The sequence below is a fragment of the Subtercola boreus genome (assembly GCF_003399625.1).
GTDB lineage: Bacteria > Actinomycetota > Actinomycetes > Actinomycetales > Microbacteriaceae > Subtercola > Subtercola boreus_C.
Window position 1 is genome coordinate 16,294 of the sequence record NZ_NBXA01000020.1, and the last position, 14,757, is coordinate 31,050.

The following is a 14,757-nucleotide window of genomic DNA, read 5'->3' on the forward strand; positions in this document are numbered from 1 at the left end:
AAGCTACCAGAATCTGCATCGCCCGGTGAGGAAGAGTCGTGGAATCCAATCAGCTGCGCCGAGCGGGATGGCTGATCCTCGCTTTCGCGGTGCCGGGCAGCGCCCAGCTGCGGGCCGGGCAGCGTCTCGTCGGCGGTGTGGCCGTGGTTGTCTGGGCGGCGCTCTGGATCCTGGTGGGGGTCGTCGTGGTGGGCACCTCACTGGCTCCCACCACCGGCTTCGCTCTGATCGCGAGCTCGTCCACGCTGGCCGTGGCGCGCACCGTGGCGATCTGCCTGGGAGTGTTCTGGCTGGCAGTCGGCCTGCACACGGCCCTGATCATCGTGCGGCGCCCGGCTCGGCGGAGTTTCAGCGGTTCGGCGGCCCTGATCGCGGCGCTGGTCCCCGCTCTCATCGCGGCCCTCCTCTCCGCGGGCCTCCCGCTCGCCGCCGCCTCGGTTCTCAGCGCCGCCGAGCGTACCGAGGCCGAGCTCTTCGTGCCGTCGCCCGACGTGGTGCTCGCGAACGGCCGGCTGAACATCCTGCTGCTCGGAACCGACGCCGGCCCCGACAGGGCGGGTCGCCGCACCGACAGTATCTCTGTGGCCAGCATCGACGTAGTGACGGGCAGGGTGGCGCTCGTGGGTGTTCCGCGTGAGTTGGAACAGGTTCCTCTGCCGCCGGGTTCGCCCCTGCTGGCCGAGTCGCCGTCTGGAGTGTACGACTGCGGCAACGACTGCCAGCTCGGCTTTCTCTACCAGCGCGTGGAAGAGTTCTCACCCGAGCTCTATCCGGATTCGTCGAGCCGGCACAGCAGTCCCGGAGTCGAAGCAGTTCGGGACGCGGTCGAGGGCGCACTCGGGCTCTCGATCCCGTACTACCTGCAGGTCGACATGCTCGGCTTCTCGGCCCTGATCGACGAACTCGGCGGGGTCGACCTGACCGTTGCCGAGCGACTGCCGATCGATGGTGACGAGAACGGTGTCGGAGTGTCGGGGTACATCGAGCCCGGAAGGCAGCACCTCGACGGCACCACCGCTCTCTGGTACGCGCGGTCGCGCCAGAGCACCTCGGACTACGACCGGATGTCCCGCCAGCGCCAGCTCGAACAGGTGCTGCTGGCCGGGCAGAACCCGGCCGAACTCGGGCTGGCGTTCGCGCGGGTGATCGACCGCGATCCGAGCCTCGTGCGCACCGACCTCACCGAGGGCGCGTTCGCCCAGCTGCTGGCGCTGGCCTCCGCCGCGCGCAGCACGCCGGTCTCCACGGCGGAACTCACCCCGCCGGCGGTCGATCCGAAGAACCCGGACTACACAGCGGTGCGGAGACTCGTGGCCGCCACCCTCGTCGGAGGTTGAGCCGGGTTACTTGTGGCGGGGCTTCCGCTCGGCGCGTTCCGGGCGTTCGGCGCGCTCGCCGTAGCTCGTGCGGGAGTCACCGCGGGGCGGGGCGTCGCGGCGGAAGCCCTCCGAGCGCACGGCGCCACCGCGCTTGTCGGGCGCGATCTCGATCAGCTTGCCGCTGATGCGCGTATCGCGGAGCCTGTCGAGCACGTCGGAGGCCATGTCGACCGGCAGCTCGACGAGCGAGAAGTCCGGGCGGATGTCGATGTGCCCGAAGTCGTCACGGCTGAGGCCGCCCTCGTTGGCGAGCGCGCCCACGATCTGGCGGGGCTCGACCTTGTGGCGCTTGCCCACCTCGATGCGGTAGGCCTTCATGGGCTTGGTGCTGCGGGGGCGACGCTCGGAGCGCTCGCCCCGGTCATCTGAACCGCCGCGACCGTCGTTCGTGATGCGGCCCTCGCGCTCGGGGCGGCCGGACCCGCCACCCGAGCCGTTGCCGTAGCCGCTCCGCTCGTCGCGGCCGGGCCGGTCGTCGCGTGAGAAACGTGCCCCGCGGGTGTCCTCCTCCAGCAGCAGAGGCGTGTCGCCCTGCGCCACGACGGCGAGGGCCGCCGACACGTCGGCTTCGAGTACGTCGTGGTGGGCTACGTAGTGGCCCACGATGTCGCGGAAGGCGGCGATCCGCTCCTGCTGCTCGAGCGCCGCGGTGATCGCGTCGTCGAAGCGGGCGAGACGGGTTACGTTCACGTCGTCGGCGGTCGGCAGCTTCATCTCGGTCAGCGGCTGGCGGGTCGCCTTCTCGATCGCTCCGAGCAGTCGGCGCTCCCGGGGGGTGACGAAGCTGATCGCTGCGCCGCTGCGGCCCGCGCGACCGGTGCGGCCGATGCGGTGCACGTACGACTCGGTGTCGATGGGGATGTCGTAGTTCACGACGTGGCTGATCCGGTCGACGTCAAGGCCGCGGGCCGCGACATCCGTCGCCACCAGGATGTCGAGCTTGCCCGACTTCAGCTGGTTCACCGTGCGCTCGCGCTGCGCCTGCACGACATCGCCCGAGATGGCCGCAGCCGAGTATCCGCGGGCCCGCAGCTTCTCGGCCAGGGCCTCGGTCTCGCTCTTGGTGCGGACGAACACGATCATGCCCTCGAAGTTCTCGACTTCGAGGATGCGTGTGAGGGCATCCACCTTCTGCGGGTACGACACCATGAGGTAGCGCTGCGTGGTGTTCGCTGAGGTTGTGGTCTTGTTCTTGACCGTGATCTCTTCGGCGTCGTTCAGGTACTGCTTCGCGATGCGGCGGATGGCCGGCGGCATCGTGGCAGAGAAGAGGGCGACCTGCTTGTCGTCGGGGGTGTCGGCGAGGATCGTCTCGACGTCTTCGGCGAAGCCCATCTTCAGCATCTCGTCGGCCTCGTCGAGCACCAGGTACTTCAGCTCGGAGAGGTCGAGGGTGCCCTTGGCGAGGTGGTCCATGATGCGGCCCGGGGTGCCGACGATCACGTGCACGCCTCGGCGGAGCGCCGAGAGCTGCACGCCGTAGGCCTGCCCGCCATAGACGGGAAGTACGTGCACACCTCTCATCTGCGAGGCGTACTGCTCGAAGGCCTCGCAGACCTGCAGGGCGAGTTCGCGCGTGGGGGAGAGCACGAGGGCCTGCGGCTTCTTCTGCGACACGTCGAGCCGGCTCAGGATGGGCAGCGCGAAGGCGGCCGTCTTGCCGGTTCCGGTCTGGGCGAGGCCCACCACGTCGCGACCCTGGAGCAGCGGCGGGATGGTCGCGGCCTGGATCGCAGAGGGCGTCTCGTAGCCGATCTCACGCACGGCCTTCAGCACCGCGTCGCTGAGCCCGAGGTCGGAGAAGGTGATGGCGGTCTCGGAGGTCTCAGAGGTCTTGGCGGGGGCGGCAGAGGCGGCGGGCGCTGCCTCGATGTCGGCGTTCGTATCGGTGGTCATAGTCAAACGGTAGTCGCTCCGGGACACTCGTGATTGCCCGTTCGGGTGATGGATTAACAGGTCCGGGGATTCTGACCCTATGCTGTGACCCCATTGACACCTATTCGGGGGTAGTCCCATGAGCAACGAATCAGGCACCAACAGACTTTCACCCACCGGCAGCAGCACGCATCTCACGCGCCGGGCGCTCCTCTCCATGCTCGGTCTCGCCGTGCCCGCCGTTGCCATCACGGCGTTGACTCCTGCGGCCATGGCATCGACCACCGCAGCAGTCCCGGCTGTGGCCCCGGCCGCCGCCGCTGCATCCACTCTCCCCTCCTATGGGGTCAAGGCCGCGGCCCGCTCGAGCCTGAAGGTCGTCACCGGCCGCGACTTCGCCCAGTCGAACTACTGCTGGTACGAACCGACCATCACATCCCTGAAGAACGTGGCGTACACGATCGCCCCGAACTCGTCCACCAAGGCCTCCGCCGTTCCGGTGCAGGTCAGTGGGGGAGTGACGAACCCCTTCTCGCTGATGCGGCTCGGGCCGAACAACTCCACGTCGGGACAGCAGGTCGTTGTGGACGGCCTCCTGCTCACCGGAACCGCACAGCCCCCCTCCGCCGCCAACCCTGGTAAGACCGGGCACAACTACCACGGCCTGACGGTGTACTGGGGCCGCAACAACATCATCGCGAACTCGACCTTCATCGCGGCATCCTGGGGCGACGCCAACTCGCCGCCCGGCGAGACCTTCGCGATCATGGGCTACAAAGACACCGATACATACATCAAGAACGTGGAGGTCGACGGACGCACCCCCGACGGAACCCGGGTGGGCGGTTCGCCGATGGGGTTCAACAATTCCACGCGCCCCGTGATCGAGGATTCCTACCTGCACCATTCCCTCGTGTCGTCGCTGACGTTCTCGACCGCCGGTAACACGCCGTCGGTCGCGAACGCCACATCGTCTCCGACCACCCGTCGCATCCGCATCGAACACAACGCGAACACGAAGATGGAGAGGGGATACCGGTTCACGGGCATCAACCACGAACACGTTCTCGGCACGATCAAGCACTACCTGCCGACGATCGCCATCGACTGGACGGAATGGACGGCGTCGCACATGTGGTTCGGCAGCTGGTTGTCGTCGGCCGAGATCAGGATCACCATCGACCCCGCGTCGATCACCGGCGGGTACCGGAACAACATGGGGTGCCTGACGCTCGCCATCCCGACGCTGGTCAACGGCCGCACGAACCAGCAGAAGCTCAGCGACGTGGTGGTGACTCTGCCAGACGGCACCCCGCTGAAGCCGTACATCGTGTCGTCCCCGCAGGGCTCGCCGATGCCGATCAGCCGGAACACGCACTACGTCGTGAACGTGGGGTAGCCATCCGGGGAAAGGTTGCGCACAAGGAAGTTTGCTTAGTGTGAAACTTTTTTCCTGTCAACGGGAATCAGCGGACCCGCAGGGAGGTTACAGATTCGGTACCGCCGGTGGTACCTTCTGCCTCAGGCAGATCCGCACTCCTGAAAGGACGATCCGTGACCGACACGACTCCTGATTTCGCCTCCTCATTTGCCCGCAGCCTTGCCGAGCAGACCCCGCCGCCCGTGCATCCGCTGATGAGCCCTGAGCAGAATGTCACCCGGATCATGGACACCGGCAAGGTCTGGTTCGTCGCAGCCGCCGGTTCGGTTGCCCTCGTCGTGAGCGTGCTGGCGGCGTCGGGCTGGCGCCCCGCACTCCTGACCGGGGGTCTCGCAGTGCTGTTCTGGGCGGCATCCTTCCTGGTTGCGCTGAGCGTCGGGCTGATCGGATGGTCGGGCTGCCCGATCCTCGAAGTCGACGTTCCGACGGCCGACCGCAACAAGACCCTCACTATGCAGCTCGGCACGATGCTGTTCATCGTCGGTGGTGCCGCTGCGCTGCTCGCGATCCTCCTCGGCCCGGCCAGCTGACAGGGAAGCCTTCAGTACCGGTAGAACCCCTCACCCGTGGCGACCCCGAGCCTGCCCTTGTCGATGTACTGCTCCTTGAGCAGTGCCGCGAAGGCCTGCGAGCCGGGGTCGGGGTTCGCCACCGCGATGTTGTAGGGGGTGGTGAGCCCGATCACGTCGTAGATCTGGAACGGGCCGAACGGCGCGCCGGTCGCGATCCGCCAGGTCTTGTCGATCGTCTCGACGTCGGCGAATCCGCCCACCAGCAGCCCGGCGGCCGCGTTCAGCAGCGGCACGAGCAGCGAGTTCAGCACGTAGCCCGCCTTCTCCTTCTTGAGCTCGATCGGCACCAGCCCGCTGCCCGTCGCGAACTCCACCACGGCAGCGAAGACGGCCGGATCGGTGTCGACCGTTCCCATCACCTCGGCGGTGTTCTGCCGCCAGACGTTGTTGGCGTAGTGCAGAGCGAGGAAGCGGTCGGGCCGACCCGTGAAGTCCTTCAGGTCACTCGGCAGCAGGGTGGAGGAGTTCGTCGCGAAGATCGTCTTCTGCGGTGCGAGCGCTGCGAGTCTGGTGTAGGTCTCCCGCTTCACCTCGAGGTTCTCCGGCACGGCCTCGATCACGAGATCGGCGTCGGAGACGGCCTCGGCCAGATCACTGGTCACCCGGATGCCCGCCAGCACCTTCTCGGCCCGACCCTCGACCGGGTGGTCTGCATCGCCGCCGACGTTGTCGGCCGTGTAGACGCCCGCAAGCTTCTCGAAGCGGGTGCGGGCCTCGCCGACGAGCTCGTCTGTGAGGTCGTAGGCCGTGACGTCGAACCCGAACCAGGCGGCCTGGAACGCGATCTGCGAACCCAGGACGCCGGTGCCGAGCACGGTGACGGTGGTGATCTTCTGCATGGTGGTGCCTTTCTTCTTTCCGGTTTCTTCAGCTGTAGATGCTCCGCACCCAGATCCCCGTCAGCACGTCGAGTGCGTCGGCGGGCAGGATGGCGGGAGTCTCCCCGTTGAAAGCGGAGGAAAGCACCCGCTCGTTCAGGAGATTGAGCGCGATGGCGAGGGCCCGGGCATCCGTTCCGGCGGGAGCCGCGCCGCGCGCGCGTTCTGCCACGATGACGTCGGTCGCATAGCCGACCCAGGTCTGCATTGCCCCCGACCAGAGCGCCTCGACCTCGGGGTTTCGGAGGCGGGCCCCGATCGCGGCGGCTGACACGGCGCGGTGGGCCGCGAACACCTCCACGAACACGCCGATCACCCGTCGCCAGGCCGCCTCGGGGTCAGCGTCGAAGTCGCGCGGCAGCGTCACGACGCGCTGCTGCACTTCGCCGATCACGCGGTCGAGCAGGGCGAGCAGAACGTCGTCCTTCGAGGAGAAGTAGAAGTAGAAGCCCGGCCGGGAGATGCCGGCACCCGACGCGAGGTCCTCGATCGAGATCTCGTCGAGGCTGCGAGTCGCGAGCAGCGTCTCCGCGGTGAGCAGAATCGCCTCCTGGCGCTCGTCACCGCTCAGCCGTGCTGTTCTGCGGGAGCGTTGGGGCATGACCCCCACTCTAATGATCGGGGAACCCGAGTCAACACGGTGTTGAAGAATTCGACACCGTGTCAGTGAGCGTGCCTATAGTGAAGCCATGACAGAACACATCGACGTGCTGATCGTCGGAGCGGGCCTGAGTGGAATCGGCGCTGCAAGCCACCTCAAGCGGGCGCTCCCCGCTACGAGCTTCGCGATCCTGGAGTCCCGGAGTACCGTCGGCGGCACCTGGGATCTCTTCCGTTACCCCGGAATCCGCTCCGATTCGGACATGTACACCCTCGGCTACGACTTTCGCCCGTGGACCGATGCCAAGGCGATCGCCGACGGCAGTTCGATCCGCGACTACATCCATGCGACCATCGCCGACGAGGGCCTCGAGAGCTCCATCCGTCTGAACCACCGGGTGATCAACGCATCGTTCTCGAGCACCACCGCCCTCTGGACGGTCACGGCCGTCCGCACATCGTCAGCCGAGTACACAGCGCCTGCCGGAGGGACAGCTTCAGCCGAAGACACAGCGCCTGCCAAAGACTCAGCGCCTGCCGAAGATACAGCAGAGACGGTCACCTTCACCTGCTCGTTCCTCTCGGTGTGCTCGGGCTACTACCGCTACGACGAGGGGTTCACGCCGGCGATCCCGGGCGCGGACTTGTTCGAGGGACGGATCGTGCATCCGCAGCACTGGCCTGCCGACCTCGACTACGCCGGCAAGCGGGTCGTGGTCGTCGGCAGCGGTGCAACTGCGGTCACCCTGGTGCCGTCGCTGGCGAAGACCGCGGAACACGTGACGATGCTGCAACGCTCGCCGACCTACATCTCGCCGGTGCCCTCCCGCGACCATCTCGCCGATCGCCTCCGCGGGAAGCTGCCGGCCCAGCTGGCCTACAACGTCGTGCGGGTGAAGAACATCGGCTTCTCGATGTTCACCTACCAGCTGAGCAGGCGTCGGCCGGAGAAGATGAAGCAGCTCCTCCGCTCGTCGGCGGTGGCAAAACTGCCGGCCGGATTCGCCGTCGACACCCATCTCGCACCCACGTACGAACCGTGGGACCAGCGTCTCTGCGCCATCCCTGACGGTGACCTGTACCGGGCGATCAGCCGCGGCAACGCCGACATCGTGACCGACCGGATCGCCGAGATCACCCCCACGGGCATCCGGCTCGCCTCGGGGCAGACGCTCGACGCCGACATCATCGTCACGGCGACCGGGCTCAACCTGCTCGTGATCGGCGGCATGACCCTCACTGTCGATGACCGACCTGTCGACGTGCCGAAGGCGCTCAGTTACAAGGGGATGATGCTCGCGGGTGTGCCGAACTTCTCCCTGACCATCGGGTACACCAACGCATCCTGGACGCTCAAGGCCGACCTGGTGGCCTCCTACGTCGTGAGGCTGCTGAAGTACATGAAGCGACACGGCTATCAGACGGTGACCCCGGATGCCCCCGCCGACGTCGCCCGGGGAAGGCTCGTTCCCCTCATCGACCTGCAGGCCGGGTATGTGCTCCGGAGCGTCGACGCGCTGCCGAAGCAGGGAGAGCGTTCACCGTGGCGCCTGCACCAGAACTACCTGCGCGACTTTCGGCTGTTCCGTGCGGGCAGTCTCCGCGAAGACGTGCGATTCGGTCGGGCCCGGGGCGGTGCCGACTCTCGTGCCGAACAGCCCCTCGAACTGCCCGGCACCGCCTTCCTGACCGTCGACGGAGTGCGGCTCCGCCATCGGGACACCGGATCGGGCGACCCCGTGCTCCTCCTGCACGGAATCGGCCAGAGCCTCGAGGACTGGACGGAGCAGCACGACCGTCTCTCGGCCCGGCACCGCGTGCTCAGTCTGGACCTGCCCGGTTTCGCCTACTCGGGCCGCGTCTCCGGCACCGCCACCCTCGAGCGGCTGGCGAGCATCCTGCCTGCCTATCTCGACGCGGTCGGCGTGACCGGGGCGGTGCCCGTGATCGGCAACTCCCTCGGAGGCGCCGTCGCGATGACCTTCGCGGCCGCGCATCCTGCCCGGGTCTCGGCGCTGGTGCTGGCCGACAGCGCCGGGTTCGGCAGCGAGGTCACGCTCGTGCTCCGTCTGCTCGCCATCCGCCCCCTCGGCGCGGCGCTGATGCGGCCCGACCCGCGGAACTCCCAGCGGACGGTGCAGGCGGTGTTCTACAACCGGGAGCTGGCGACGGATGCCCGGATCCGGCACTCCTACGTTCTCTCCCAGCGCGCGAGTCACTCGCGCACGATGCTCGAGGTGGCGCGCGACCTCGGAACATTCCGCGGAGTCCGGCCGGAGTGGCGGGAGAAGCTGCTGGCGCGCATCCGTGACCTCGACATCCCCACCCTCGTGCTGTGGGGAGACCACGATCACATCCTGCCGTTCAGTCACCTCGCGGCCGCGCGCAGGGCGCTTCCCAACGCCGAGACGCACGTGTTCGGGCACACGGGCCACATGCCGCAGATCGAACAACCCGACGAGTTCTCGTCGGTGGTCGAGGAGTTCCTGCAGAAGTCGCTCCGCGCGTCGGTGTCCGGGTAGCCGGGGGGAGGGTCAGGGCATGCCCGGTGCCATACTGGTGCGATGACTGAGCTGGTGCGATGACGGAGCTGGTGCGATGACGGACCGGGCAGCGCCCGAAACCGTCAGCATCCGCGACGTGGCGCACCGTGCGGGCGTGTCGGTGGGCACCGTGTCGAACGTGCTGAACCGGCCGGGCAAGGTGTCGTCCGGGGCCGCCGAACGGGTGCACGCCGCGATCGCCGAGCTCGGATTCGTGCGGAACGACGCCGCACGCCGGCTCCGGGTGGGACACAGCACCTCCTTCGGGCTCATCGTTCTCGATGCTGCGAATCCGTTCTTCACCGACCTGGCCAGGGGAGCAGAGGACGAGGCCGCCGAGCACGGCTACGCGATGCTGCTGGCGAACAGCTCTGAGAACCTCGAACGTGAAGCGACCTACCTCGATCTCTTCGAATCCCAACGCACCCGCGGAGTGCTGATCTCGCCGCTCTCGAGCGACAGCACCCGCCTGGCGGCACTGCGTTCGCGGGGCATTCCTGCGGTGATCGTCGACCGCCAACTCGACGACCCGAGCTTCTCCTCCGTCTCTGTCGACGACGTGGCGGGCGGGCTCGCGGCGGTGACGCACCTGCTGGAGAGGGGATTCCGGCGCATCGCATTCGTCGGCGGCCCCGTCGGCCTCCGGCAGGTGAGCGACCGGCTGCTCGGTGCGAAGCGAGCGGTGTCCGCACATCCGGATGCCCGGCTCGAGGTGATCGGCACCTCGGCCCTCTCCGTGGCGGAGGGGCGCGCAGCCGGTCTCGCGATCCGTGCCCGACCGGCCGGCTCCTGGCCGCACGCCATCTTCGCTGCGAACGATCTGCTCGCGGTGGGTGTGCTCCAGGCCATGAACATGTCGGGCACGTCGCACGTTCCGAACGACATCGCGCTGATCGGCTACGACGACATCGCGTTCGCGTCGGCGGCCGTCGTTCCGCTGACCTCTGTGCGGCAGCCCAGCGAGGCCATCGGTCGCACGGCGGTCGGCCTGCTGATCGATGAGACCGAGGGCGCCCCGGGTTTTCGGCCCCGGCAGGTGGTCTTCCAGCCCGAGCTGGTCGTGCGGGAGTCGTCGGGAGACTGAGCCCGAGACTAGCTGACCCCGAAACTAGCTGTGTAGCGGCCTGTCTGCCGACTGTCCGTCGGGTTCGATGCTGATGGCCGCGATGATCCGGTCGAGTCCGAACTCCCACGCCTCCGCGGGGTCACCGCCCAGATTGAAGCCGCCGTTCAGCTCCATGCTGACGAAGCCTGCCGCCCAGGCCGTGAGCGTGCGCGCTGCCACCAGGGCATTGTCTTCCCCCGCGAGTTGCTGAGCGGCACGCAGGATGCCCGCACTCACTGTTGCGGCAAGGGCCCTACTCACCGCGGCGGCCGCAGTGGCGTCGCCCGGCGTCATGACCAGGCGGAAGGCCGCCGGCCGGGCGAGTCCGAAGCTGCGGAACCTGCCCAGCAGGTGCCGGGCATCAGGCGCAGCGTCGAGCTCGGCGGCCAGCTCTGTCAGCGTGGACTCGGCCACCAGCCGGATGAGATCGTCGCGGTTGCGTACCCGCTTGTAGAGCGATGGCGCCCGAACCCCCACGCGCTCGGCCACGGCCTGCATCGTGAGGCCGGGCAGCCCGTCTCGTTCGAGCAGCTCGCGTGCGGCGACCACAATGGCGTCGAGTGAAGTTCTGTCAGGCGTCGGCATATAGCCAGTATAGCTATTGACAGTAGCCATGATGGCTATGTAGCGTAGCCATCATGATCCTCTCCTCCTCACCTCGTTCTCACTCCACCGCGTCGGCGACGACCTCGTCGCCCTGTACCTCGTCGGCACTCCCGAGGGGATCACGATCATCGACGCCGGGATCCCCGGCCAATGGAGGGATCTTCTCGCCGAGCTTCGCGCGATGGGCCGCCCCCTCGCAGACGTGAAGGGCGTCATCCTCACCCACGGCGACTCGGACCACATCGGTTTCGCCGAGCGCCTGCGCCGTGACCACGGCGTGCCCGTCTTCGTGCACGAGGCGGATGCAGCCCGCGCCAAGGGTGGGCCGAAGCCCAAGAACGCCTCCCAGAAGATGCGGCTGGGTGCGACGCTGGGATTCTTCGGGCACATGATCCGCAAAGGCGGCCTCCGCACGACGCACCTCGTGGAGGTCGAGGAGATCGTCTCCGGGCAGACGCTCGATCTGCCGAGTGCCCCGTTGATCATCGGCATGCCCGGACATTCGCCGGGAAGCGTCGCGGTCAGCATTCCGGCAGTCGATGCCGTCTTCGTGGGTGACGCTCTCACCACGCGCAGCGTTCTCACCGGACGCATCGGCCCGCAGCCGGCACCCTTCACGGATGAGCCAGCCGAGGCTCTCGCCTCGCTCGATGCGTTGCTTCCCACGGGGGCGAAGTGGGTGCTGCCCGGGCATGGGGCTCCGTGGAGTGGGGGAGTCGCCGCTGCGGTCATCGCCGTGCAGCGCGCTGCGCAGGCTGCGTGACGCTGGCGTGCACGTTGCTGCTGCCGCGCCCTTCGGGCTTGCCGTCGGATGGATGGGTTCTGGATGCGCGTGGCTGGATCGGTGGTGCGCGACGTTCGGCGAGGATACGAAATATGGGTGGTCGGCTGTGATGGCCGGGTTCAGGGCGTCGTGTGACGACGTCGGTCGAGGTCGCCGGCGGAGCGCCCGGGGGAGGGCGTCGGTAGAGGGGCCGGTGGAGGGCGCGGGTGTGGGCGTCGTTTTACCCGGTGTCGCTGGAATGGTCGTCTCGCAATTGGTCGTCGACTTCATGGCCTGGTGGGTGGTGGCCGGGCGGTAACTGCCTGGCCCGGTTTTGTTGGCAGGGTCTGGGTGTTTGGTTCCAGTCGAGTTTTGCGGGTGGGGTGACGTGGGGGGTGCCGTTACGGATGGTGAGTTTCCAGCGGGCTTTGTGCACGTTTGAGTGGTGGAAGTGGCAGAGCAGAGCCCCATTGTCGAGGTCCGTCAGCCCGCCGGGGTGGGTCGGGGATACCCACCCGTCGACGTGGTGGGATTCGCACCAGGAGGGTGGTGCGTTGCAGCCTGGCCAGACGCACCCGCCGTCGCGTGCGGCGAGGGCACGGTTCTGGGCGGTGGTGAACAGGCGCCGGGTCTTGCCGTGCTGGATCACCTGCCCGTGCTCACCGAACAAGGTCGTGATGACATCCCCGTGACACAGGAGCGTCTCGACGGTGCTGTACGGGACGGGTTCGGTGAGCCCATCGATCCACCCCACACCCCGCCCCGAGGTCACATCCTCGAGGGTGGCGTGCAGGTTCACGGTCGGCGCCGCACCATTCAACCTCGGCACGGCTGGGTCCTTCGCCCCCAGCTCAATCAGCTGCACCAGGCCGTCGGCACGCTTCTGACCTGCACTCCGGGTATCCGCGGTTACAGCATCACCCAGCACACCGCCGCCATCGTCACCGCCTTCGCCTTCGCCGTCGCCGTCGTTGCTGGTGGCCGGGTCGGGCTGGAACGAGACAATCCGGGGTGACGTGAAGGGTTCCAGGGCTGCGCCGATGATCCCGGCCATCGATCCGGTCAGCATCCCCGTGACACGCGTCATCCCCGAACAATGCGGCGTCAACGTCAGGAAGCGGCGCTCGAACAGGTCAGCGTCCCGGGGCTCGGCACCGTCAGGGTCGAGGTGCTCCCGGTACCTGATCGCAAGATCATCGACCTCACGAACCGAATACCCAAACCCCCCAACCCGATCCTGCGCATACGACACCAAGCCACCCTCAGCCTCCTCGAGTTGTTCGGTGAACCCGGTACGGGTCGCCACATCGGTGAGGCGGCGGGTGATGACCGCCGCAACGTCCACACCGATATCGCCTCGCGCGAGAGCCTCCGCGACGCGGGGGAACTGCGGCGGGTTCGGCAACCCGACCAGAGACATCGTCGTATGGGTTCGGGTAGCGAGCCGAAGGCGATCCTGAACCGCCTTCTTCGACGCCTGCGTCACCGTTTCGAGAAACAACTGAACAGACCGGAACCCCTGAGACTTCGACAACCCCTCGTCGCCGTACTCGGCAGCAGACAGAGCCGCCACCTGACCAGCCATCCGCACACGCAGGCCATCCACGATCCGGCCAAACGACTCGACCTCCGCAGTCGCGGCCATCACGTCCTCGTCGGCAAGCCCGCAGGGCGCGGCAGCCCCAACCCCAGACCCAGGCAGCACGCCCAACCCCTGCAGCGCATCCACCAAACCATGCATCACCGAAGCGATGTCAAAGGAGGAGGCGGCTGGCTGGTTCATACCAACAGTCAAACACCAACCACTGACATTCCCTCAGCAAATCAGGGTCCCCGCAGGCCGAAACCCGAAACTCTCAGAAACAAATCCCAGACGAGAATCGGGGAGCGCAAGCCGCAGACTGCGAACGTCTTCAGGCGGCAGGATGGATCCATGGACTCCACCGCACCTTCCCCTTCCGTTCTCGTCATCGGGTCAGGCATCTCCGGTCTCGCCTGCGCCCGCGCCCTACACGACGGTGGTGCCACGGTCAGAGTCGTCGATCGGGGGCGAGTCGTCGGCGGACGCCTGGCGACGAAGCGACTGGATGATCGCCCCGTCGACATCGGTGCCCGGTACTTCACCGTGCCGGAGGGCCCGGAGTTCTCGGACGGCCCGGGGTTCTCCGATCCTGTGGCCGACTGGCTCGATCGCGGACTCGTGCGCCCCTGGACCGACACATTCGAGAGTCTCACAGTGGGTGCACCGAGCGAACGGAAGTCCGGGCCCGTTCGCTACGCCGCGCCCGCGGGTCTTCGCTCGCTCGCAACCAACCTGGCCGAAAGCCTCCGCACAGACGGCGTGCCCGTCGAGCAGGACAGCGAGATCGAAGCCGTGCCGGAGAGCGGCGTCGTGGCGGGCATCCGATATGACACGATCGTGCTGGCGATGCCGGACCCACAGGCGGCGCGGATGCTCGAACCGGCGTCTCCGGTCGCAGAAGAACTGTTCGGCGCCGAACGGTGGCAGCCGACGCTCAGCGTCGTCCTGGCCTGGCCCGAGCGCCGCTGGCCCGCCGACCTGCACGGAGCCTTCGTCAACGGCTCGCCGGTGGTCGCGTTCATCGCCGATGATGGTGACCGGCGGGGCGACGGCGCTCCCGTACTGGTCGTGCACACCACCGCGGAGTTCGCGCGGGCGCACCTCGAGCATCCGGAGACCGGCATCGACGCGGTCATCGATGAGGTGAACGGCCTGCTCGGCATCCGCGAACGGCCCTCGTCGACGTACGCGCACCGCTGGACGTTCTCGAACCCCGCCGAACAGCACTCCGAACCGTTCCTCCTCCGCGGCCGTATCGCGGTCTGCGGCGACGCCTGGGGCGCGCACTCCGCCGTCTCGACGGCCTGGGCGTCGGGCGACGCCCTCGGCCGCGCCCTCACCGCCTGAGCCGGCAAAGTTCTGACGACGTGCGGGAACTTCTGGGCAGGGCCCGTTGTTGACATCACTGAGAGC

At 67.6% G+C, this 14,757-nt stretch carries 12 protein-coding genes; 7 read left to right on the forward strand and 5 right to left on the reverse strand.

The features are described 5' to 3' along the window. The first annotated feature begins 38 nt into the window (after window positions 1-38). Window positions 39-1,337 (forward strand): LCP family protein, encoded by a 1,299-nt coding sequence (locus tag B7R21_RS08780; RefSeq protein WP_116282876.1) that lies wholly within the window; start codon window positions 39-41, stop codon window positions 1,335-1,337. A 6-nt stretch (window positions 1,338-1,343) separates the two neighbouring features. Here the strand turns inward: B7R21_RS08780 and B7R21_RS08785 are convergent, their stop codons facing one another. Continuing rightward, window positions 1,344-3,275 carry a DEAD/DEAH box helicase gene (locus B7R21_RS08785; protein WP_116282877.1) on the reverse strand — a complete coding sequence of 644 codons (1,932 nt, stop codon included), beginning with the start codon at window positions 3,273-3,275 and terminating at the stop codon, window positions 1,344-1,346. A 118-nt stretch (window positions 3,276-3,393) separates the two neighbouring features. Here B7R21_RS08785 and B7R21_RS08790 point away from each other — a divergent pair, with 118 nt between their 5' ends. After that, complete coding sequence (locus B7R21_RS08790) at window positions 3,394-4,653, forward strand: hypothetical protein (protein ID WP_116282878.1); 1,260 nt, start codon at window positions 3,394-3,396, stop codon at window positions 4,651-4,653. A gap of 155 nt (window positions 4,654-4,808) precedes the next feature. Then, window positions 4,809-5,225, forward strand: a complete 417-nt coding sequence (locus B7R21_RS08795) for a hypothetical protein (protein ID WP_116282879.1) — start codon at window positions 4,809-4,811, stop codon at window positions 5,223-5,225. 11 nt (window positions 5,226-5,236) lie between these two features. On the opposite strand, the gene B7R21_RS08800 is transcribed toward B7R21_RS08795, so the two are convergent. Both B7R21_RS08800 and B7R21_RS08805 read right to left on the reverse strand, forming a co-directional pair. After that, entirely contained in the window at window positions 5,237-6,106 is an 870-nt protein-coding gene (locus B7R21_RS08800; protein WP_116282880.1) for a 3-hydroxyacyl-CoA dehydrogenase, read from the reverse strand. A 28-nt stretch (window positions 6,107-6,134) separates the two neighbouring features. Continuing rightward, window positions 6,135-6,746, reverse strand: coding sequence for a TetR/AcrR family transcriptional regulator (locus B7R21_RS08805; protein WP_116282881.1), 612 nt, complete (start codon window positions 6,744-6,746; stop codon window positions 6,135-6,137). Between the two features lie 88 nt (window positions 6,747-6,834). Here B7R21_RS08805 and B7R21_RS20660 point away from each other — a divergent pair, with 88 nt between their 5' ends. Beyond that, window positions 6,835-9,267: an alpha/beta fold hydrolase gene (locus tag B7R21_RS20660; protein WP_253259719.1), complete on the forward strand. Its 2,433-nt coding sequence runs from the start codon at window positions 6,835-6,837 to the stop codon at window positions 9,265-9,267. A gap of 76 nt (window positions 9,268-9,343) precedes the next feature. After that, window positions 9,344-10,372, forward strand: coding sequence for a LacI family DNA-binding transcriptional regulator (locus tag B7R21_RS08815; protein ID WP_116282882.1), 1,029 nt, complete (start codon window positions 9,344-9,346; stop codon window positions 10,370-10,372). 24 nt (window positions 10,373-10,396) lie between these two features. On the opposite strand, the gene B7R21_RS08820 is transcribed toward B7R21_RS08815, so the two are convergent. Next, entirely contained in the window at window positions 10,397-10,978 is a 582-nt protein-coding gene (locus tag B7R21_RS08820; protein WP_116282883.1) for a TetR/AcrR family transcriptional regulator, read from the reverse strand. 112 nt (window positions 10,979-11,090) lie between these two features. Between B7R21_RS08820 and B7R21_RS08825 the strand changes: the two genes are divergently transcribed. Continuing rightward, on the forward strand, window positions 11,091-11,762 hold the full coding sequence (locus B7R21_RS08825) for an MBL fold metallo-hydrolase (RefSeq protein ID WP_116282884.1): 672 nt from the start codon (window positions 11,091-11,093) through the stop codon (window positions 11,760-11,762). A 241-nt stretch (window positions 11,763-12,003) separates the two neighbouring features. Here B7R21_RS08825 and B7R21_RS08830 read toward each other — a convergent pair whose 3' ends face one another. Next, window positions 12,004-13,545: an HNH endonuclease signature motif containing protein gene (locus B7R21_RS08830; protein WP_116282885.1), complete on the reverse strand. Its 1,542-nt coding sequence runs from the start codon at window positions 13,543-13,545 to the stop codon at window positions 12,004-12,006. 150 nt (window positions 13,546-13,695) lie between these two features. Between B7R21_RS08830 and B7R21_RS08835 the strand changes: the two genes are divergently transcribed. After that, window positions 13,696-14,691: an NAD(P)/FAD-dependent oxidoreductase gene (locus B7R21_RS08835; RefSeq protein WP_116282886.1), complete on the forward strand. Its 996-nt coding sequence runs from the start codon at window positions 13,696-13,698 to the stop codon at window positions 14,689-14,691. The last annotated feature ends 66 nt before the right edge of the window (window positions 14,692-14,757 follow it).

Bases quoted from the DNA above. Each gene is read 5' to 3' on its own strand.
- B7R21_RS20660 (WP_253259719.1), top strand. From the start codon at position 6,835: ATGACAGAACACATCGACGTGCTGATCGTCGGAGCGGGCCTGAGTGGA.
- B7R21_RS08815 (WP_116282882.1), top strand. From the start codon at position 9,344: ATGACGGACCGGGCAGCGCCCGAAACCGTCAGCATCCGCGACGTGGCG.
- B7R21_RS08785 (WP_116282877.1), bottom strand. From the start codon at position 3,275: ATGACCACCGATACGAACGCCGACATCGAGGCAGCGCCCGCCGCCTCT.
- B7R21_RS08805 (WP_116282881.1), bottom strand. From the start codon at position 6,746: ATGCCCCAACGCTCCCGCAGAACAGCACGGCTGAGCGGTGACGAGCGC.
- B7R21_RS08835 (WP_116282886.1), top strand. From the start codon at position 13,696: ATGGACTCCACCGCACCTTCCCCTTCCGTTCTCGTCATCGGGTCAGGC.
- B7R21_RS08830 (WP_116282885.1), bottom strand. From the start codon at position 13,545: ATGAACCAGCCAGCCGCCTCCTCCTTTGACATCGCTTCGGTGATGCAT.
- B7R21_RS08790 (WP_116282878.1), top strand. From the start codon at position 3,394: ATGAGCAACGAATCAGGCACCAACAGACTTTCACCCACCGGCAGCAGC.
- B7R21_RS08820 (WP_116282883.1), bottom strand. From the start codon at position 10,978: ATGCCGACGCCTGACAGAACTTCACTCGACGCCATTGTGGTCGCCGCA.
- B7R21_RS08800 (WP_116282880.1), bottom strand. From the start codon at position 6,106: ATGCAGAAGATCACCACCGTCACCGTGCTCGGCACCGGCGTCCTGGGT.